This window comes from Pantoea sp. R13S299 (assembly GCF_048515925.1).
Taxonomy (GTDB): Bacteria; Pseudomonadota; Gammaproteobacteria; order Enterobacterales; family Enterobacteriaceae; genus Pantoea.
On record NZ_JBLYEF010000001.1, the window covers coordinates 694,496 to 714,774 of the forward strand.

19 protein-coding genes are annotated in these 20,279 nt (G+C 55.3%); 16 read left to right on the forward strand and 3 right to left on the reverse strand.

What is annotated here, in order from left to right:
• Positions 1 to 6: 6 nt before the first annotated feature.
• Entirely contained in the window at positions 7 to 972 is a 966-nt protein-coding gene (flgL, locus tag ACN1CO_RS03490; RefSeq protein ID WP_419137695.1) for a flagellar hook-associated protein FlgL, read from the forward strand.
• Between the two features lie 215 nt (positions 973 to 1,187).
• On the opposite strand, the gene rne is transcribed toward flgL, so the two are convergent.
• Complete coding sequence (gene rne / locus ACN1CO_RS03495; RefSeq protein ID WP_419137697.1) at positions 1,188 to 4,604, reverse strand: ribonuclease E; 3,417 nt, start codon at positions 4,602 to 4,604, stop codon at positions 1,188 to 1,190.
• 573 nt (positions 4,605 to 5,177) lie between these two features.
• Between rne and rluC the strand changes: the two genes are divergently transcribed.
• Positions 5,178 to 6,134, forward strand: a complete 957-nt coding sequence (gene rluC / locus ACN1CO_RS03500; RefSeq protein WP_419137699.1) for a 23S rRNA pseudouridine(955/2504/2580) synthase RluC — start codon at positions 5,178 to 5,180, stop codon at positions 6,132 to 6,134.
• A gap of 13 nt (positions 6,135 to 6,147) precedes the next feature.
• Here rluC and ACN1CO_RS03505 read toward each other — a convergent pair whose 3' ends face one another.
• The gene (locus ACN1CO_RS03505) at positions 6,148 to 6,735 is read right to left on the reverse strand and encodes a Maf family protein (protein ID WP_419137701.1); all 588 of its coding nucleotides are present in this window, start codon (positions 6,733 to 6,735) and stop codon (positions 6,148 to 6,150) included.
• A 140-nt stretch (positions 6,736 to 6,875) separates the two neighbouring features.
• Between ACN1CO_RS03505 and yceD the strand changes: the two genes are divergently transcribed.
• From yceD to ptsG, 14 genes are all read left to right on the forward strand, one after another.
• The gene (yceD, locus tag ACN1CO_RS03510) at positions 6,876 to 7,397 is read left to right on the forward strand and encodes a 23S rRNA accumulation protein YceD (RefSeq protein ID WP_283545701.1); all 522 of its coding nucleotides are present in this window, start codon (positions 6,876 to 6,878) and stop codon (positions 7,395 to 7,397) included.
• Between the two features lie 14 nt (positions 7,398 to 7,411).
• The gene (gene rpmF / locus ACN1CO_RS03515) at positions 7,412 to 7,582 is read left to right on the forward strand and encodes a 50S ribosomal protein L32 (protein WP_003849870.1); all 171 of its coding nucleotides are present in this window, start codon (positions 7,412 to 7,414) and stop codon (positions 7,580 to 7,582) included.
• 25 nt (positions 7,583 to 7,607) lie between these two features.
• Positions 7,608 to 8,648 carry a phosphate acyltransferase PlsX gene (gene plsX / locus ACN1CO_RS03520; protein ID WP_419137705.1) on the forward strand — a complete coding sequence of 347 codons (1,041 nt, stop codon included), beginning with the start codon at positions 7,608 to 7,610 and terminating at the stop codon, positions 8,646 to 8,648.
• Complete coding sequence (locus tag ACN1CO_RS03525) at positions 8,649 to 9,602, forward strand: beta-ketoacyl-ACP synthase III (protein ID WP_090962220.1); 954 nt, start codon at positions 8,649 to 8,651, stop codon at positions 9,600 to 9,602. It begins immediately after the preceding gene.
• A gap of 16 nt (positions 9,603 to 9,618) precedes the next feature.
• Complete coding sequence (fabD, locus tag ACN1CO_RS03530; RefSeq protein WP_419137708.1) at positions 9,619 to 10,551, forward strand: ACP S-malonyltransferase; 933 nt, start codon at positions 9,619 to 9,621, stop codon at positions 10,549 to 10,551.
• Positions 10,552 to 10,561: 10 nt separating this feature from the next.
• Positions 10,562 to 11,296, forward strand: coding sequence for a 3-oxoacyl-ACP reductase FabG (gene fabG, locus ACN1CO_RS03535; RefSeq protein ID WP_419137710.1), 735 nt, complete (start codon positions 10,562 to 10,564; stop codon positions 11,294 to 11,296).
• Positions 11,297 to 11,450: 154 nt separating this feature from the next.
• Entirely contained in the window at positions 11,451 to 11,687 is a 237-nt protein-coding gene (gene acpP, locus ACN1CO_RS03540; RefSeq protein ID WP_003849865.1) for an acyl carrier protein, read from the forward strand.
• Between the two features lie 85 nt (positions 11,688 to 11,772).
• A complete protein-coding gene (gene fabF, locus ACN1CO_RS03545; RefSeq protein WP_419137713.1) occupies positions 11,773 to 13,014 on the forward strand; it encodes a beta-ketoacyl-ACP synthase II in 1,242 nt (413 codons plus the stop codon).
• A gap of 91 nt (positions 13,015 to 13,105) precedes the next feature.
• Positions 13,106 to 13,921 (forward strand): aminodeoxychorismate lyase, encoded by an 816-nt coding sequence (gene pabC / locus ACN1CO_RS03550; protein WP_419137715.1) that lies wholly within the window; start codon positions 13,106 to 13,108, stop codon positions 13,919 to 13,921.
• Positions 13,918 to 14,937: a cell division protein YceG gene (gene yceG / locus ACN1CO_RS03555; RefSeq protein WP_419137717.1), complete on the forward strand. Its 1,020-nt coding sequence runs from the start codon at positions 13,918 to 13,920 to the stop codon at positions 14,935 to 14,937. The genes pabC and yceG overlap by 4 nt, the downstream gene beginning before the upstream one ends.
• Positions 14,927 to 15,559 carry a dTMP kinase gene (gene tmk, locus ACN1CO_RS03560; protein ID WP_419137719.1) on the forward strand — a complete coding sequence of 211 codons (633 nt, stop codon included), beginning with the start codon at positions 14,927 to 14,929 and terminating at the stop codon, positions 15,557 to 15,559. Before yceG ends, tmk begins: the two co-directional genes overlap by 11 nt.
• The gene (gene holB / locus ACN1CO_RS03565) at positions 15,559 to 16,548 is read left to right on the forward strand and encodes a DNA polymerase III subunit delta' (RefSeq protein WP_419137721.1); all 990 of its coding nucleotides are present in this window, start codon (positions 15,559 to 15,561) and stop codon (positions 16,546 to 16,548) included. Before tmk ends, holB begins: the two co-directional genes overlap by 1 nt.
• Before the next feature lie 18 nt (positions 16,549 to 16,566).
• Positions 16,567 to 17,358: a metal-dependent hydrolase gene (locus ACN1CO_RS03570; RefSeq protein WP_419137723.1), complete on the forward strand. Its 792-nt coding sequence runs from the start codon at positions 16,567 to 16,569 to the stop codon at positions 17,356 to 17,358.
• A gap of 289 nt (positions 17,359 to 17,647) precedes the next feature.
• Positions 17,648 to 19,084 (forward strand): PTS glucose transporter subunit IIBC, encoded by a 1,437-nt coding sequence (gene ptsG / locus ACN1CO_RS03575; RefSeq protein WP_283545692.1) that lies wholly within the window; start codon positions 17,648 to 17,650, stop codon positions 19,082 to 19,084.
• A gap of 54 nt (positions 19,085 to 19,138) precedes the next feature.
• Here the strand turns inward: ptsG and ACN1CO_RS03580 are convergent, their stop codons facing one another.
• Positions 19,139 to 20,278 carry a glycoside hydrolase family 88/105 protein gene (locus ACN1CO_RS03580; RefSeq protein WP_419137725.1) on the reverse strand — a complete coding sequence of 380 codons (1,140 nt, stop codon included), beginning with the start codon at positions 20,276 to 20,278 and terminating at the stop codon, positions 19,139 to 19,141.
• Position 20,279: the final 1 nt, after the last annotated feature.

Genomic DNA, 20,279 nt, shown 5'->3' on the forward strand with positions numbered 1-20,279 from the left:
GATAACATGCGAATCAGTACAAATATGATTTTTGAGCAGCAGGTGCGTGGCATCACTGACTCACAGGCCTCCTGGCTGAAATCAGGCGAGGAGCTCTCCAGCGGCCGCCGTGTTAATAATCCTTCGGACGATCCGATTGCTGCGTCCCGTGCTGTGGTGTTGTCACAAACCCAGCAGCAGGGCAAACAGTATGAGCTGGCGCGTACCTTTGCCGAGCAGGGCCTGTCACTGGAAGAGAATACGCTGAAAGGCGTCACCGATGGGGTCATTGCTGCGCAGGGACTGATCGTCAACGGTTCAACCGGTACCCTGAGCGATAGTGACCGTGGATCGATTGCCACACAGCTGGAGGGTATTCGCGCCCAGTTGCTGAACCAGGCAAACAGTCAGGATGCCAATGGCCGCTATATTTTTGCCGGTTATAAAACCGACAGTGCGCCATTTGTAGATACGGCAGGCACCGGCGTAAGTTACGCAGGCGGCACCGATGCGATCACCCAGAAGGTCGACACCAGCCGGACCATGACCGTGGGTCATACCGGTGACAATATCTTTATGGCGATCTCCGGCAATGCCAAAAAAGAGCCGGATGGCAGCGCCAGCGAAACCAATGTATTTAAGATGCTGGATAGCGCCATTGCGGCACTGAAAGTGCCACAGGAGGGTGCTGACGCCGCAACCAAACAGACTTTCCAGGATGCGATGGATAAAACCAACCGTGGCCTGGGTAACTCGCTGAATAATGTTTTAACGGTGCGTTCTGAGATTGGTACTCAGCTTTCAGAGATCGATACGCTGAATGCCCAGGGCGATGATCGCAGTGTGATCTATAACTCGCAGATGAGTGACCTGGTTAACGTGGATTTAACGGAAGCCGCTTCCAGCTACACCATGAAGCAGACGGCACTTCAGGCGTCTTACAAGACCTTTACTGATATGTCCAAGATGTCGCTGTTCCAGATGAATTCGTAGTCTGACAAGAAATTTTGAGCGTACTTTAACCGGATGCGCTTACTTTTTCCCACCCTCCCGCTAAAGGAGGGTGGGATTTTTTTGCCTGCAATTCAGCCGCTGGCAGGAACAGCAGGCATTAAAAGCGAATTGATTTAACGCGGCTGACAGGCAGAATCGCAGCCATAAAAAACCCCGGCTCAGAGGCCGGGGTTCAGTTCACAACAGCTTATGCGTTACGGCTTGGTCGCCGGGGCAGTGGCCTGATGGGTGGCGCTATGACCACCTGCAGAACCGCGACCGTCGAACTCATACGGTGCACGTACCCAGTCACTCTGCGGAGCAGGTTGTGACTGCCAGACTGGCGCAGGCGCTTTAGTCATCGGCGCAGAAGCAAAGTGCTTCCAGCGTGTACCATCATCTGGCACAGCTGCAACAGGCTCGGCCGCAGTCACTGGTGCTGCAGGCGCGATATCACGTGCGGCAACCGGTGCATGAGGTTCAGTGACTGGCGCAGTTTCAGCTTCTGCTGCGACCGGCGCTTTCAGCACTTCTTCAACTTCAGCTGCGATCTCTTCGCTGACATCGGTAGCTGACTGCTCCGCAACCTCTGCAGGCTGTGCAGTCTCAACCGCAGGCTGTGCAACCTCTGCAGGCTGAACAGTCTCAACGGCAGGGGTCACAACTGGCGCTTCAGCGACGGGCTCAGCAGGCACGGCTTCAGCCGCCACCGCTTCTGCTTTCGCTTCATCGGCAGCCGGAACAACAGAAGGCTGCTCGTCAACCGGGGCGTCGATAGCACGGGTATCATCAGTGTTAACGACCGGCACGGGCGTTTCTGCCTGCGGTTCGGTGTGTTGCACGGATGCTTCCTGAGCAGCAGATTCAACGGCGGCAGCAACTGGCAGCGCACGGGTGGCCTCTGCTGTCTTTTCCGCGTTGTACGCTGGTGTCTCGTGCGTCACATTCTGAACCTGCTCTTCGCTGGCCTGACTCACCGGATAGCGAATCCAGACTTTACCGGATGCCATCTCTGGTGAGGCAGCGGCAGCCGCCAGAGGCATGGCTGACTGAGTCGGGTAACGCTCATCACGGTAACGACGACGACGCTGTCCGCTGACGCGCAGATGGCGCGGCGAACGACGTGAGCGACGCGGCATATTGGCGTTATCACGATTGTCGTTGTCATCCTGCTCGTCACTCTGCTGCGCCTGGAACTCAGGCTGCGGCTGTGCAACTTCAACAGGCTGAGACTGACGCACTTCAGCAGGCTGGGCAAAGTCGCTGGCTTCGGCTGGCATAGGTGGACGGTTATCATCAACACGTACCTTCTGGTACAGCTGACGCGGCTTACGACGCGGCATAACCTGCACGCGCTCATCATCCTGCACCTCGACCACGTCCGGAACTTCAGCGACCACTTCCGGCTGCTCAGCCACTTTGGCGGCTTCTTCACCGGCGCGTTTCTCTTCCTGACGACGACGCTGACGCTCTGCACGCTGTTCACGGCGTTGTTGCTGCTGCTCATCACGCTGCTGGCGCGCTTCTTCGCTCAGTACCGGACGCTCTTCGCGCACTTCACCTGGCTGAGACTCACGCTTGTTACGACGGTTGTTATTGCCATCGCGCGGCTCGCGATTTTCACGTGGCTCGCGGCTTTCGCGCGGTTCACGGCTTTCACGCGGCTCACGACTTTCTCGTGGTTCACGGCCTTCACGCGACTGGGCGTTATCACCGTTACGCGGCGTACGCTCACGACGATTGTTATTGCGACGGTTGTTATTGTTGCTGCGGCGCTCGCCACGGCCGTTGTTGCTTTCCTGCTCGCTTTCAGATGCTTTCTGCGGTTCAGCAACCTCAGCAGCTACTGGTGTGGCGGCAGGGGCGTCATCACCTGCGAACATTTTCTTCAGGCCGCCAAGCAGACGTCCGAAGAAACCGGTGCTGACGGTAGCCGGTGCAGCCACAGTTGGGGCGGCTTTTGCTGCCGGCTGAACTTCAGCGCGCTGCGCTTCTGGCTCAACTTCGACCGGGGCCGGAGGGGCATCAGGCATCACAAAGGCGGCCAGAGCAGGCTGCTCTGGACGACGGCGCTCAGCATGTTCCTCATCAGACGGCATCGCCATTTCGGCTTCATGCAGCTTCGGCAGATGATAGCTCAGGGTCTGCGTCTCTTCGCCATTGCGCACACGCAGCACGGAATAGTGTGGGGTCTGCATCTTGTCATCAGGAACGATGATCGCCCGCACGCCACCCTGGCGTTTTTCAATCGCGCTCACCGCTTCACGTTTTTCGTTCAGCAGGTAAGAGGCAACCTGAACCGGAACAATGGCGTGAACTTCTTTGGTGTTGTCTTTCAGCGCTTCTTCTTCAATCAGACGCAGAATGGACAGCGCCAGTGACTCGTTATCACGAATGGTGCCGGTACCGCTACAGCGTGGGCAGACGTGATGACTGGATTCACCTAATGACGGGCTCAGGCGCTGACGGGACATCTCCAGCAGGCCGAAACGTGAAATGTGGCTGATCTGAATGCGGGCGCGGTCCTGACGGACAGCTTCACGCAGACGGTTTTCAACCGCGCGCTGATGGCGTACCGGCGTCATATCGATGTAATCGATAACGATCAGGCCGCCCAGGTCACGCAGGCGCAGCTGACGGGCAATCTCATCGGCCGCTTCAAGGTTAGTGTTGAAGGCTGTCTCTTCGATGTCACCGCCGCGCGTTGCGCGTGCTGAGTTGATATCGATAGCGGTCAGCGCTTCGGTACTGTCGATCACAATCGAGCCACCGGAAGGCAGGCGGACTTCACGCTGGAAAGCGGATTCGATTTGCGATTCGATCTGATAGTGGCTGAACAGCGGGATTTCACCGGTGTAGAGCTTAATTTTGCTGCTGAAGTCCGGACGGCCCAGCGCAGCGATGTGCTGACGCGCCAGTTCCAGAACTTTCGGGTTATCGATAAGGATTTCACCGATGTCCTGACGCAGATAATCGCGGAAGGCACGCACGATCACGTTGCTTTCCTGATGGATCAGGAACGGAGCAGGGCGGTTCTCAGCGGCTTTCTTGATCGCTTCCCAGTGCTTAAGACGGAAGCTTAAATCCCACTGCAGCGATTCGGCGGATTTGCCGACGCCCGCGGTGCGGACAATCAGGCCCATGCCTTCCGGCAGATCCAGCGCCGACAGCGCTTCTTTCAGTTCGGTACGATCGTCACCTTCGATGCGGCGGGAGATACCGCCTGCACGTGGGTTGTTCGGCATCAGTACCAGATAGCTGCCCGCCAGAGAGATAAAGGTTGTCAGCGCCGCGCCTTTATTGCCGCGTTCTTCTTTATCGATCTGAACAATAACTTCCTGTCCTTCACGCAGCACGTCTTTAATATTCGGACGACCATGCGCGTTGTAGCTTGAAGGGAAGTATTCGCGGGAGATTTCTTTTAAAGGGAGGAAACCGTGACGCTCTGCGCCGTAATCGACAAACGCAGCTTCAAGGCTGGGTTCAATGCGAGTGATTTTACCTTTGTAGATGTTGGCTTTCTTCTGTTCGTGTCCAGGACTTTCAATATCCAGATCGTACAGACGCTGACCGTCAACCAGGGCAACGCGCAACTCCTCCTGCTGAGTTGCGTTTATTAACATTCTTTTCATCGTGACTTACTCGTTATTCTTTCATGAGTGATTACAGCTGCGGGCATAGTTACCCTGGACGAGTATCAACCGATGGCCCCGTGACTTAGTGCAATGTCGTCAACCTCACGGTTATCGACCGCGCGAGGGGCGCAAATAACGTCGGTGGCCTGTTTTTCATAAGGGAAAACAGCACCAGATAGTGGAAATGCCTGAGAGAATAAAGAAAACCCGTGCATCCCATACTGTTGTCCAGGCCGCAACCCGCAGCCCGCTAAGTGCCTGATTTCGCATTACGTCTTACGCCATTGCTGCGTGTCTGCTCAATCCGGCAAAATGACAATTTCGCTCGTTTTCTGCCCTGAAATGCTTCAGGTAAGAAACTCAAACATTATTCCATTGCTAACCTTCATATAGCAAGGCGACTTTAGCCAGCTTGTGAAGTTTCTTTACATTTAAAGCGCTAATGTGTCGGACAAAGCAGCACTTTGCTGAAAAAGCCAGCAGAGAGGCGACCTGCCGTCACATCAACTCCTGAGTTAAGCACAGAAAAAGGGGTGGCGCTATCAGGGGACACTATTTAGAATCGCCGCCATGAAAACAGAGAATCCCGGCGTACATTTTGTCGCCATCACGGCTGAAAATGCCGGACAACGTATTGATAACTTTTTGCGCACCCAACTCAAGGGTGTGCCAAAGAGCATGATTTATCGCATCGTACGCAAAGGCGAGGTGCGGGTGAATAAGAAACGCGTTAAGCCAGAGTACAAGCTGGAAGAGGGCGATGAGGTGCGCATTCCGCCGGTTCGGGTAGCGGAACGCGACGAAGACGCTGTTTCTCCCAAACTGGCGAAAGTCGCCTCACTGGCCGATGCCATCCTCTTTGAAGATGAGTCGCTGCTGGTAATGAACAAGCCTTCCGGCACCGCAGTACATGGCGGTAGCGGACTCAGCTTCGGCGTCATTGAAGGATTACGTGCCCTGCGACCTGAAGCGCGCTTCCTGGAGCTGGTGCATCGCCTGGATCGTGACACATCCGGCATTCTGCTGGTCGCTAAAAAGCGCTCGGCGCTGCGTTCCCTGCATGAGCAACTGCGTGAGAAGGGGATGCAGAAAGATTATCTGGCCCTGGTGCGCGGCAACTGGCCGTCACACCTGAAAGTGGTTCAGGCACCGCTGCTGAAAAATATCCTGCAGAGCGGTGAGCGCATCGTGCGCGTCAGCAGCGAAGGTAAAGCGTCGGAAACCCGCTTTAAAGTGGAAGAGCGGTTTGAGTTTGCCACGCTGGTGAAAGCGAGTCCGGTCACCGGACGTACTCACCAGATTCGTGTGCATACGCTGCATGCTGGTCATCCCATCGCCTTCGACGATCGCTATGGTGAACGTGACTTTGACAGTCAGCTGGCGTCAACCGGTTTAAAACGCCTGTTCCTGCATGCAGCGGCGCTGACCTTTACCCATCCTGGTACCGGTGAAGTGATGCGGGTCGAAGCGCCACTGGATAATGGGCTGCAGCAGTGCCTGAATAAACTGCGTCAGATGAAAGCCTAATCGCCTTCCGGCATCAGTCCGTTAAAGGATTGATGCCGACTTTGTGCAACATCTCATTCAGCGCAATCAGCGGCAGTCCGACCAGCGTATTAGGATCGCGACCTTCCAGCCGATCAAACAGACAAATCCCCAGCCCTTCACTTTTAAAACTGCCCGCACACTGCAATGGCTGCTCCTTTTCCACATACCCGGCGATTTCAGCGTCCGTTAGCGTGCGGAAATGAACCACAAAGGGCTCACAGCAGCGCAGCAGTTGGTTACTGTCCGGATGGAAAAGGGCCAGACCGGTATAAAAAGTAATGGCCTTACCGCTGGCGGCACGCAACTGTGCCCGCGCATTCTCAGCTGTATGAGGTTTACCGGTAATCTGGCCGTCGAGCACGCAGACCTGATCCGAGCCGATAATCCAGTGACCAGGATGCGTTTTTGCCAGCGCCTGCGCTTTTGCCGCGGCAAGGCGAGTCACCAGCGCTTCGGCATTTTCACCGGGCTGCGGTGACTCGTCCACCTCAGGCGCGGCGGTAATAAAAGGCACGCCCAGTTTGTGTAGTAAGGCCTGTCGGAAGGGCGAAGTTGAGGCTAAAAGAATCGATGGTGTCATTTTTTTTCAATAGTGATAGCGAATTGGTGACAGTCATTTTAAACTGTGCGCCGCACTGGATGCGAATAGTGGTTGAAAGATGCTGTTTAACGGCCTTTTTCTTTGACTCTATGACATTACAAAGTTAATATGCGCGCCCTATGCAAAAGGTAAAATTACCCCTAACGCTGGACCCTGTCCGCACCGCTCAGAAGCGCCTTGATTATCAGGGTGTCTACACATCTGTACAGGTGGAGCGTGTGGCCGAGTCGGTCGTTAGTGTGGACAGTGATGTGGATTGTGCCATGTCGTTTGCGGTTGATAACCAACGTCTGGCGGTACTGACGGGTACTGCTGAAGTACACGTGACGTTGCGTTGCCAGCGCTGCAACCAGACCTTTCCCCATCACGTAAAAGTGAGTTACTGCTTCAGCCCTGTCTCTTCTGAAGAGCAGGCCGAGGCATTACCGGAAGCGTACGAGCCGGTCGATGTCAACGAGTTTGGTGAGATCGATTTGCTGGCGGTTGTCGAGGATGAACTGATTCTCGCGCTGCCGGTCGTTCCGGTGCACGATTCTGAACACTGTGAAGTGTCCGAGGCGGACATGGTCTTTGGCAAACTGCCTCCTGAGGCGGAGAAACCAAATCCATTTGCCGTATTAGCCAGTTTAAAGCGTAAGTAATAGGAGTAAGGTCCATGGCCGTACAACAGAATAAACCCACCCGTTCTAAGCGTGGTATGCGTCGTTCGCACGATGCGCTGACCACTGCTGCACTGTCAGTAGATAAAGTTTCTGGCGAAACTCATCTGCGTCACCACATCACTGCGGACGGTTACTACCGCGGTCGCAAGGTTATCGTTAAGTAAGTTTCTTGCTTAGCAAGGCGATACCTTGACACGTTTGACCCTGGCGATTGATGCCATGGGCGGGGACTTCGGTCCCTGCGTGACAGTGCCTGCAGCATTGCAGGCACTGGCCTCTCATTCGGAGCTATTCCTTCTTCTGGTCGGACATCCCGACACCCTCACGCCATTGCTTGCCAAAGCGGATTCCTCCCTGACGGGGCGTTTGCAGGTTATCCCTGCCGAATCGGTTATTGCAAGTGATGCGCGGCCCGCTCAGGCCATCCGGAACAGTCGCGGCAGCTCGATGCGTGTGGCGCTGGAGATGGTCAAAGAGGGACGTGCTCAGGCCTGCATCAGCGCCGGGAATACCGGTGCGCTGATGGGGCTGTCGACACTCTTATTAAAACCGCTGGATGGGATTAAACGTCCGGCGCTGATGTCTGTTTTACCGCATCAGCAGCAGGGTAAAACCGTGGTGCTGGATCTGGGCGCGAATGTTGACTCAGACAGTGCGATGCTGGTGCAGTTTGCTGTGATGGGGTCGGTGATGGCTGAGCACGTGCTTGGTATTCCACGGCCCCGTGTCGCGTTGCTCAATATTGGTCATGAAGAGACCAAAGGGCTGGAAACCATCCGCGACGCCGCGGTAGTGCTGCGAGAATCACCGCAAATCAACTATATTGGTTACCTCGAAGGTAACGAGCTGCTCACCGGTAAAACGGATGTGATGGTCTGTGACGGTTTTGTCGGAAACGTCACGCTGAAGACCATGGAAGGCGTGGTAAGAATGTTTCTTTCTCTGCTGAAGTCATCAGGGGAAGGTAAAAAACGGTCATGGTGGCTGACGTTGCTGGGACGCTTAATCCAGAAACGTCTGGCGAAGCGCTTCGGGCAACTCAACCCTGACCAATACAATGGCGCTTGTCTGTTAGGATTGCGCGGAACAGTGATCAAGAGTCACGGCGCAGCAAATCAACACGCCTTCGCCGTGGCGATAGAACAGGCAGAGCAGGCGGTGAGGCAGCAAATTCCCGAGCGAATTGCTGCGCGCCTTGATGCTGTATTAGCCAGGAGTGACAAAGCCTAGATGTATACCAAAATTATCGGTACGGGCAGTTATCTGCCCAGCCAGGTTCGCACCAATGCCGATCTGGAAAAAATGGTGGAGACGTCGGACGAGTGGATTGTTACCCGTACCGGCATCCGTGAGCGCCGCATTGCAGCGCCTGACGAAACCGTCGCCACCATGGGATTCAGCGCGGCGCAACGCGCCCTTGAAATGGCTGGCATTGACGCGAACGAGATTGGGCTGATTATTGTCGCCACAACCTCTTCCAGCCATGCCTTCCCAAGCTCCGCCTGCATGATCCAGCAAATGCTGGAGATCAAAGACTGCGCAGCGTTTGACCTCGCTGCCGCCTGTGCAGGTTTCACCTATGCTCTGAGCGTGGCCGATCAATACATCAAAAATGGCGCGGTTAAGCATGCTCTGGTGATTGGCGCTGATGTCCTCGCGCGCGCACTCGATCCGGAAGATCGCGGCACTATTATCCTGTTTGGTGATGGCGCTGGTGCGGTTGTGCTGGGTCAAAGCGAAGAGCAGGGGATTATCTCTACCCATCTTCATGCTGATGGTCGCTACGCCCAGTTGCTGACGCTGCCTTATCAGGATCGTGCCCATCAGGATCAGCCTGCCTATGTCACCATGGCAGGCAACGAAGTCTTCAAGGTCGCCGTCACCGAGCTGGCTCACATCGTTGATGAAACGCTGCAGGCTAATAATCTCGATCGCGAAATGCTGGACTGGCTGGTGCCGCATCAGGCTAACCTGCGCATCATCAGTGCCACCGCGAAAAAACTCGGCATGACCATGGATAAAGTGGTCGTCACGCTGGATCGTCATGGCAATACCTCTGCCGCATCGGTGCCAAGCGCACTGGATGAAGCGGTTCGTGATGGCCGCATCAAACCCGGACACCTTATTTTGCTGGAAGCCTTTGGTGGTGGATTCACCTGGGGTTCTGCGCTGGTTCGCTTTTGATTGACAGGAACGAAAGATGACGCAAATTGCATTTGTTTTTCCCGGTCAGGGTTCACAGACCGTGGGCATGCTGACTGAATTAGCCGCGACTTATCCGTTGGTGGAAGAGACCTTCCGTGAAGCCTCTGATGCGCTGGGATATGATCTGTGGCAGTTAGTCAGTCAGGGTCCGGCTGAAGAGCTGAACAAAACCTGGCAGACTCAGCCTGCGCTGTTAGCCGCCTCAGTGGCCATCTACCGTGTCTGGCAGCAGCAGGGCGGCGAACAGCCTGTCCTGATGGCCGGTCACAGCCTGGGTGAATATTCAGCGCTGGTTTGCGCCGGTGTGCTTAACTTTGCTGATGCAGTGAAGCTGGTAGAACTGCGCGGCAAACTGATGCAGGAAGCGGTGCCCGAAGGCACCGGCGCGATGCAGGCGATTATTGGCCTGGATGACGCGGCTATTCGCAAAGCCTGTGAAGAAAGCGCGCAGGGCCAGGTTGTCTCACCGGTTAACTTCAACTCGCCAGGCCAGGTGGTCATTGCGGGTAACAAAGAAGCCGTTGAGCGTGCAGGCGCTGCCTGTAAAGCTGCGGGCGCTAAGCGTGCCCTGCCACTGCCGGTCAGCGTGCCTTCTCACTGCGCACTGATGAAGCCTGCTGCCGATAAACTGGCGGTTGCGCTTGAAAGCATTACGTTTAATGCCCCTGCGGTGCCGGTGATCAACAACGTCGATGTGAAAGCTGAAACCGACGCTGCGGCTATCCGTCATGCGCTGGTTCGTCAGCTCTACAGCCCGGTTCGCTGGACCGAGAGCGTGGAAGCGATGGCAGCACAGGGTGTGACGCAACTGCTGGAGATGGGTCCAGGTAAAGTCCTGACCGGACTGACGAAACGTATTGTCGATAGCCTCACAGCGGCTGCCGTTAACGATACTGCATCCCTGACGGCTGCACTCGGTAAGGAATAAGAGGAAAATCATGAGCTTTGAAGGTAAAGTTGCGCTGGTTACCGGCGCGAGTCGCGGCATTGGTCGTGCGATTGCAGAAACCCTGGCGGCACGTGGTGCTAAAGTGGTCGGAACTGCAACCAGCCAGAGTGGCGCCGACGCCATCAGTGCTTACCTTGGCGACAAGGGCAAAGGCCTGTTACTGAACGTGACTGACGCTGACTCAATCAGCACTGTTTTAGAGAATATTCGCGCTGAATTTGGCGAAGTGGATATTTTAGTCAATAATGCAGGCATTACGCGTGATAATCTCCTCATGCGCATGAAGGACGATGAGTGGGCGGATATCCTCGATACCAACCTCACATCGGTATTCCGCCTTTCTAAGGCGGTTCTGCGTGCCATGATGAAAAAGCGCGTGGGCCGTATCATCACCATTGGTTCCGTTGTTGGAACCATGGGTAATGCGGGCCAGGCAAACTACGCGGCAGCAAAAGCGGGTTTGATTGGTTTTAGCAAATCACTGGCGCGCGAAATCGCGTCACGTGGCATTACCGTCAACGTCGTGGCTCCAGGCTTTATTGAGACTGACATGACGCGGGCACTGAACGAAGATCAACGTTCCGGTATTTTGGCGGAAGTGCCTGCGGGTCGCTTAGGCGATGCTCAGGAAATCGCCAATGCTGTTGCATTTTTAGCCTCTGACGAAGCAGCCTACATCACTGGTGAAACGCTGCACGTCAATGGCGGAATGTACATGGTCTGATAAATCACGAAATCATTTGCTTTATTTGCGGTTAAAACCGCAAAATAACGCAAAATCGTGGTTCGACCAGCCGGGATTTTGTTGCATCTTTTTCACCATTTTATACACTACGAAAACCATCGCGTAAGCGAGTTTTGATAGGAAATTAAATAGTATGAGCGATATCGAACAACGCGTTAAGAAAATCATCAGTGAGCAGCTGGGTGTGAAAGAGGAAGAAGTCACCAACTCTGCATCTTTCGTAGAAGACCTGGGTGCCGATTCTCTTGATACCGTTGAGCTGGTGATGGCTCTGGAAGAAGAGTTTGATACTGAGATTCCAGACGAAGAAGCTGAGAAAATCACTACCGTTCAGGCAGCGATCGACTATATCAATAGCCATAAAGGCTAATGAATATCTTCAGGCGGTCGCTCGACCGCCTGATTTTTTTGTTTGTCCCACATAGTTCCCTATTTCCCCTCCCTGGAGGACGAACGTGTCTAAGCGTCGTGTAGTTGTGACTGGTCTTGGCATGTTGTCTCCTGTCGGCAATACCGTAGAGTCTACCTGGAGTGCTCTCCTTGCCGGTCAGAGCGGCATTACCCTGATCGACCATTTTGATACCAGTGCTTATGCAACACGTTTTGCAGGTCTGGTAAGAGATTTTAATTGTGATGACTACATCTCGCGTAAAGATCAGCGCAAGATGGATGCCTTCATCCAGTACGGCATTGTGGCCGGTATGCAGGCCATGCAGGACAGTGGTCTGGTGATTACCGACGAAAATGCAGGCCGTATGGGCGCAGCAATTGGCTCCGGCATCGGTGGTTTAGGTCTGATTGAAGAAAATCATACTTCACTGGTCAACGGCGGCCCGCGCAAAATCAGCCCATTCTTTGTGCCTTCAACCATCGTTAACATGGTGGCGGGTCATCTCAGCATCATGTATGGCCTGAAAGGTCCAAGCATCTCTATCGCGACAGCCTGTACCTCTGGTGTGCACAACATCGGTCATGCCGCACGTATCATCGCTTATAACGATGCTGACGTGATGCTGGCAGGTGGCACTGAGAAAGCCAGTACGCCATTAGGCGTGGGTGGTTTTGGTGCAGCACGTGCTCTCTCAACCCGTAACGAAAACCCGCAAGCGGCCAGCCGCCCGTGGGATAAAGATCGTGACGGTTTTGTACTGGGTGACGGCGCAGGCATTGTGGTACTCGAAGAGTACGAACATGCGAAGAAACGTGGTGCGAAAATCTACGCTGAAATCGTAGGTTTTGGTATGAGCAGCGATGCCTATCACATGACTTCACCACCAGAAGATGGTTCAGGTGCCGCGGCGGCCATGATCAATGCGCTGCGTGATGCTCAGCTTACGCCAGAGCAGATCGGCTATGTCAACGCGCACGGTACCTCCACGCCAGCCGGTGATAAAGCGGAAGCGCAGGCGGTGAAATCGGTCTTTGGGGCAGCAGCCAGCAGTGTAATGGTCAGCTCAACCAAATCAATGACCGGACACTTACTGGGTGCCGCAGGCGCTGTTGAATCGATTTACTCGATTCTGGCACTGCGCGACCAGGCCGTTCCACCGACCATTAACCTGGACAATCCGGATGAGGGCTGTGATCTCGACTTCGTGCCTCACACCGCGCGTCAGGTTTCTGGACTGGAGTACACGCTGTGTAACTCCTTCGGTTTCGGCGGAACCAACGGTTCGTTGATCTTCCGTAAAGTGTAATCGTTGTAGATTGCTAAAAAGGCCCGCGATGCGGGCCTTTTTTTATCCTGCAAAATGCGCTGAAATCAGGGGTTACGCTCAGGAGAGAACGATGTGGATTAACGGGTTAAAACAATCGATGCTGGCCGCCCGCGATCGCGGCCTGCAGTTCGGGGATGGCTGTTTTACCACCGCCGCCGTGCGTCAGGGTAAAATCGTGCTGCTGGAACGCCACATCCAGCGCCTCAAAGAGGGCTGTGAACGGTTATGGATCACTGGCGTCGACTGGTATCAGCTTGAGACAGAGATGAAACAGGCCGCGCAGGATCAAACCCAGGCGGTGCTGAAAGTGATTATCAGCGCGGGCAGCGGCGGACGGGGTTACAGCCGGCGCGGCTGTGGTGAACCTACTCGCATCGTCTCACTGGCACCCTGGCCGCAACACTATGCCGAACTACAGCAGCGGGGTGCTTCACTTCGGATCAGCCCAATCCATCTGGCGCGTAATCCCCAGTTTGCCGGTATCAAGCACCTTAATCGCGTGGAGCAGGTGATGATCCGGGCTCATCTTGACCAGACAGACGCCGACGAGGCGCTGGTGCTTGACACTGAAGGTTGGGTGGTGGAATGCTGTGCGGCCAATTTATTCTGGCGTCACGGCACGCAGATTTTCACACCTGATCTCTCAGCGTCGGGCGTGGATGGCATTATGCGGCGGAGTCTGATGGCGCAACTTGCTGCCGCAGGTCAGGCTTGCCAGGTAGTGAAAAGCGAACCGGCGCAGCTGCTGGCCGCCGATGAAGTGGTGATATGTAACGCACTGATGCCGGTTCTGCCGGTCCGACAGATAGAAGCGGTACAGTTTACTGAGCGCTCGCTGTTTAATCAGCTGCGGGCAAGCTGTGAAAAGATAATGGATGCATCATGATTCGAAGCAAAAAAATTCTCGTCGGCCTGCTGGCGATTGTGGGTCTCGCGGCTGTGCTGAGTTACTGGCAGGTTAAGCAGTTTGCAGCCACCCCGTTAACCATCAAGCAGGAAACGATCTACACGCTGCCCGCCGGAACGGGCCGTGTCGCGCTTGAAGCGCAGCTGGAAGAGCAAAAGATTATTCCACATAGCTTCTGGTTTGGCGCGCTACTGCGCCTGGAGCCGGACCTGGCGACCTTCAAGGCGGGGACCTATCGCCTTGAGCCGACCATGACCGTACGCTCGCTGTTACAGCTGCTGGCCAGCGGAAAAGAGGCGCAGTTTCCGGTGCGGTTCGTGGAAGGTCAGCGGCTGAAAGAGTGGCTGAGCGAGTTGCGTAAAGCGCCCTATATCCGCCACACCCTGAAAGACGATCAATTCGCCACCCTTGCCAGCGCACTCAAAGTGGAGCCTGAGCAACTGGAGGGCAACTTCTTCCCGGACACGTATCTCTACACGGCAAACACCACGGATATGTCGCTACTGCAGCGCGCGCATGAGCGGATGAAAAAAACCATTGATGAGGTGTGGCAGGGACGGGCGGATAATCTGCCTTATAAAACCCCACAGGATCTGGTGACGATGGCCTCCATCATTGAGAAAGAGACCGGCGTCAGCGAAGAGCGCGCACGCGTAGCCTCGGTGTTTATCAATCGCCTGCGAACCGGTATGCGGTTGCAGACCGATCCCACCGTCATCTATGGCATGGGCGACAGCTATAACGGCACGCTGACCCGCAAAGACCTTGAGACCGCCAGCGCGTATAATACGTACATCATCAATGGTCTGCCGCCTGGCCCGATCGCCATGCCGGGCAAAGCCTCACTGCAGGCAGCGGCGCATCCCGAGAAAACCAACTATCTCTACTTTGTGGCAGACGGTAAGGGCGGGCATACGTTTACTACCAATCTTGCCAGCCATAACAAGGCGGTGCAGGTTTACCGGCAGACGCTGAAGGAAAAAAATGAACAGTAAGTTTATCGTCATTGAAGGCCTGGAAGGCGCCGGAAAGACCACTGCCCGTGATGCCATCGTCGCCACGCTGCATGCCCGCGGTATCACCGATCTGGTCTTTACCCGCGAGCCTGGCGGCACGCCGCTGGCAGAACAGCTGCGGGTTCTGGTCAAACAGGGGAATGAGGGTGAGCAGGTGACGGACAAAGCGGAACTGCTGATGCTCTATGCGGCGCGGGTTCAGCTGGTGGAGACCGTGATCAAACCGGCACTGGCTCGTGGGGCCTGGGTGATTGGTGATCGTCACGATCTTTCCTCTCAGGCTTATCAGGGCGGCGGCCGTGGACTCGACAGCGATCTGATGCAGACGCTGCGCGATGCCGTTTTAGGGGATTTCCGCCCCGATCTGACGCTCTATCTGGATGTGACACCTGACATCGGTCTGCAGCGCGCCCGTGCGCGTGGTGAGCTGGATCGCATTGAGCAGGAGTCGCTACGCTTCTTTGAACGCACCCGCGCGCGTTATCTGGCACTGGCCGCAGAGGATCCCACCATCCTTACCATTGATGCCACCCAATCACTGACAGAAGTGACTGCGTCACTTCAGGCGGCGCTGGATAGCTGGCTGGCGGAGCAGGCGTGATGAACTGGTATCCGTGGCTGAATCAGCCTTACCGTCAGGTGATTAGCCAGCACCAGGAAAATCGCGCGCATCATGCGCTGCTGATCCAGGCGATGGCAGGTATGGGCGATGAGGCGCTGGTCTGGGGGATGAGCCGCTGGCTGATGTGCCAGCAGCGGGATGGCCTGAAAAGTTGCGGGGAGTGCCACGGTTGCCAGCTGATGCAGGCTAATACCCATCCTGACTGGTATCGCCTTGAGGCGGAGAAGGGCAAAAGTACTCTTGGCATCGATGCGGTGCGCCAGGTGACGGAAAAGATGTATCACTTTGGTCAGCAGGGCGGCGCGAAAGTCGTCTGGCTGCCGGATGCCGCCCAGCTTTCGGAAGCGGCAGCCAACGCCCTGCTGAAAACCCTTGAAGAGCCGCCTGCCAACAGCTGGTTCTTCCTCAGCAGCCGTGATCCTTCACGTCTGCTGGCCACGCTGCGCAGCCGCTGCATGACGCTGCATCTGACGCCGCCCGACGAAGGACAAAGTCTGCTCTGGCTGAAGAAGCAGTCTTCGCACGATGAGCAGATGCTGCTGGCGGCGTTGCGCCTGAGTGCGGGCGCACCCGGTGCGGCGCTGAGTCTGCTGGAAAACGGGCCGTGGCAGGCCCGCCAGAAGCTCTGTGATGCGCTGCCCGCAGCGTTGCAGCAGGACATCCTGCAGTTACTCCCTGCGCTCAACGCGGACGATGCGCCAGCGCGTATCGGCTGGTTGCTCTCTTTACTGCTGGATGCAATGAAATGGCAGCAAAATGCCGGTCAGTGGCTGAGTAATATCGATCGCCAGGATGTGGTGCAGTTGCTGGCCGGATACTTTTCTGCCAGCGCGCTCAACAGCAGCACCCAGGAGTGGATGCGCTGTCGCGAGCAGTTACTGCATGTGGCGTCGGTAAATCGCGAACTATTGCTGACCGATCAGCTCCTGAGCTGGGCTGACAAACAGAAGCCTGCGCAGGTGTGCTAAACTTATCTGAGAGTAATTATGTTTATTGTGGATTCCCATTGCCATCTCGATGGCCTGGACTATGAAAAGAACCATCGTGACCTTGATGATGTGATCGCCAAAGCGGCGGCACGTGATGTGAAGTTTATGCTGGCCATCGCTACCACGCTGCCGGGTTTTCATACCCTGAAAAGTCTGGTTGGCGATCGGAAAAATATTGCGCTCTCCTGCGGCGTGCATCCGCTGAATCAGGAAGAAGCCTACGATGTTGAAGAGTTTCGCCGGCTCTCTGCCGATCCTCAGGTGGTGGCGCTGGGTGAAACCGGGCTGGATTATCACTATCAGCCAGAAACTAAAGATCAGCAGCAGCGCTCGTTCAGGGAACACATCCGCACGGGTATCGCACTGAACAAACCGATCATCGTTCACACCCGTGATGCACGCGAAGATACGCTGGCGATTTTGCGTGAAGAGCAGGTTGAGCGTTGCGGCGGCGTGCTGCACTGCTTCACTGAGGATCAACCCACCGCAGCGAAGCTGCTGGATATGGGCTTCTATATCTCCTTCTCCGGTATTGTGACCTTCCGCAATGCCGAACAGCTCCGCGAAGCTGCGCGTTATGTGCCGCTGGATCGGATGCTGGTGGAGACGGATTCACCTTATCTGGCGCCGGTGCCATATCGTGGCAAAGAGAATCAGCCCGCTTATACGCGCGATGTTGCCGAATATCTGGCCGTATTAAAAGGTGTGGATATGGAAACCCTGGCCGCCACCACCACGCAAAACTTCTCCACGCTGTTTCATATCCCTATGAGCAAGCTGGGCGCCTGATCGGCTTTTATTTCAGCCTCTGTAATTAATCTGTAACCTGCTTATATGACCCTGTTTTTTCTGACAGGGTCAGCTTTTTATCGCCGATTACTCGTGCGGATCAGTCAGAAATTTCGTAAAGTGCGCGCCTGTGATTGTCGAAACGTGATAGCCGTCAAAGTAACAAACCGGGATTTATTTTACCCTTCGTAATAAATCAAAAGGCGGTCACCGCCAGCCCGGCAAAGAATCCTCCCTCTTTGCCACGCGCACTGCGCAAATATGCACTCATACTCAGGAGCTTCACGCTATGTTCAAAAATGCTTTTGCCAACCTTCAAAAGGTTGGTAAATCGCTGATGCTGCCGGTATCGGTTCTGCCGATTGCTGGTATTTTGTTAGGGGTCGGTTCAGCCAATTTCAGCTGGTTACCTGCAGTGGTTTCGCATGTGATGGCAGAAGCGGGTGGATCGGTGTTCGCCAACATGCCGTTGATTTTTGCTATCGGTGTGGCGCTGGGCTTCACCAATAACGATGGCGTTTCGGCGCTGGCAGCGGTTGTTGCCTACGGCATCATGGTGAAAACCATGGCGGTCGTTGCACCGCTGGTGCTGCATCTGCCTGCGGCGGAGATCGAAGCTAAACACCTCGCTGACACCGGGGTACTGGGCGGTATTATTGCCGGTTCCATCGCCGCTTACATGTTCAACCGCTTCTACCGCATCAAGCTGCCAGAATATCTGGGCTTCTTTGCCGGTAAACGCTTTGTGCCGATTATCTCTGGCCTGGCGGCGATTGTACTGGGCGTGCTGCTCTCCTTTATCTGGCCACCTGTTGGTGCCGCGATCCAGGAGTTCTCACAGTGGGCGGCTTATCAGAACCCGGTCGTAGCCTTTGGTATCTATGGCGTCGTTGAACGCGCACTGGTGCCATTTGGTCTGCATCACATCTGGAACGTTCCTTTCCAGATGCAGATTGGTGAATACACCAATGCGGCAGGTCAGGTGTTCCACGGCGATATCCCACGCTACATGGCAGGTGACCCGACCGCAGGTAAACTCTCTGGCGGCTTCCTGTTCAAAATGTACGGCCTGCCAGCGGCAGCCATTGCTATCTGGCATTCTGCGAAACCTGAAAACCGTGCCAAAGTCGGCGGCATCATGATCTCTGCTGCGCTGACCTCATTCCTGACCGGTATCACCGAACCGATTGAATTCTCATTCATGTTCGTCGCGCCAATCCTGTATGTGATCCATGCGCTGCTGGCCGGTCTGGCATTCCCAATCTGTATCCTGCTCGGAATGCGTGATGGCACCAGCTTCTCACACGGTCTGATCGACTTTATCGTGCTGAGCGGTAACAGCAGCAAAATCTGGCTGTTCCCGATTATCGGTATTATCTACGGCCTGATTTACTACACCGTGTTCCGCGTACTGATCGCCAAACTGGATCTGAAAACGCCTGGCCGTGAAGAGAGCAGCAGCAGCGAGCAATCTACCGCGACCGGTACTGAGATGGCGGGCAAACTGGTGGCCGCATTTGGTGGTAAAGAAAACATCACTAACCTGGATGCCTGTATCACCCGTTTACGTGTCAGCGTCGCCGATGTGGCGAAAGTAGATCAGTCTGAACTGAAAAACCTCGGCGCCCGTGGCGTAGTGGTTGCCGGTTCCGGTGTACAGGCGATTTTCGGAACCAAATCCGATAACCTGAAAACCGATATGGATGATTACATCCGCAGCATGTAATGAGTGACAGAGATGAAAAAGCCCCGCTTAGCGGGGCTTTTTTTTGGCCGGGAGTCAGAGGTAAACGCGCAGATACTCGGTCAGACAGAGCAGGGCCATCGCCTGTCCGTAGGGCATGGAGGTCAGGGGAACCGTGCGATAGTAATCCAGATTACTGCCCATCGCGGTGCCAAAGGAGACCTGCTTCAGCTCGCCATCCTCATCAATATTGGCAATCACGCCGCGCAGCGCTTTTTCTGCCACCTCCAGATACTCAACGGGCAGATAACGCTTACGTACCGCTTTCAGAATGCCATAGGCAAATCCAGCGGTGGCAGAGGCTTCCGGGTAGCTCTTCGGATCATCAAGCAGGGTGTGCCACAATCCGCTGCTGTGCTGGCAGCCCTTCAGTGCTTTGACCTGGCTTTCCAGTACCTGCTGCAGGAAGCGGCGGGTAGCATGATGTTCAGGCCAGTTCATCATCTCCAGGAAGTCGGGAATGACAATCGTCACCCAGCTGTTGCCGCGCGCCCAGCGTGCATCAGCAAAGTTATGGCGGCCGTCGAAGTTCCAGCCGTGGAACCATAAGCCGGTTTTGCGATCCATCAGATACTGGGTATGCAGCAGGAACTGGTAGCTCGCTTCCTCAACCCACTCATCACGTTTCAGCAACTGGCCAATCTTAGCCAGCGCCATTACGCTCATCATCAGCGTATCGTCCCAGAGCTGCTGCGTGTTCTCATTGTTATAAACAATGTGCTGCAGGCCGCCCTGTTCGGTGCGCGGCATCTCATACATGATCCACTCGGCCCAGCGCTCCAGCACCGGCCGCAGCGCAGCGTTGCCGGTCTCTTCGTAACGATAAGCCAGCGTCAGAAAGGGACAGGCTGTATTCACATTTTTGGTCGGCGTGCCTTCTGCCAGACGCTGGGTGAACCAGTCATCAATGATCGCCAGCGTCTGCCGATCGGCGGTTTGCTGATAGTAATGCAGCATGCCATACAGACCAATGCCGTGTGTCCATTCCCAACCCGCCCAGCCTTTAGTATCAATCACCCGGCCATCGTCCAGCCGCAATAGAAATTCGCCTGTCTCATCGGTGATGTTAACCAGATTCTGTGTCAGCTTTTGAATCAGCTGTACCAGTTCGCTGCGTGGCAGCAGATGCTCAGGTTGGCACAATAATTTGCTGTGTTTAACGGGAAATACAGTCATG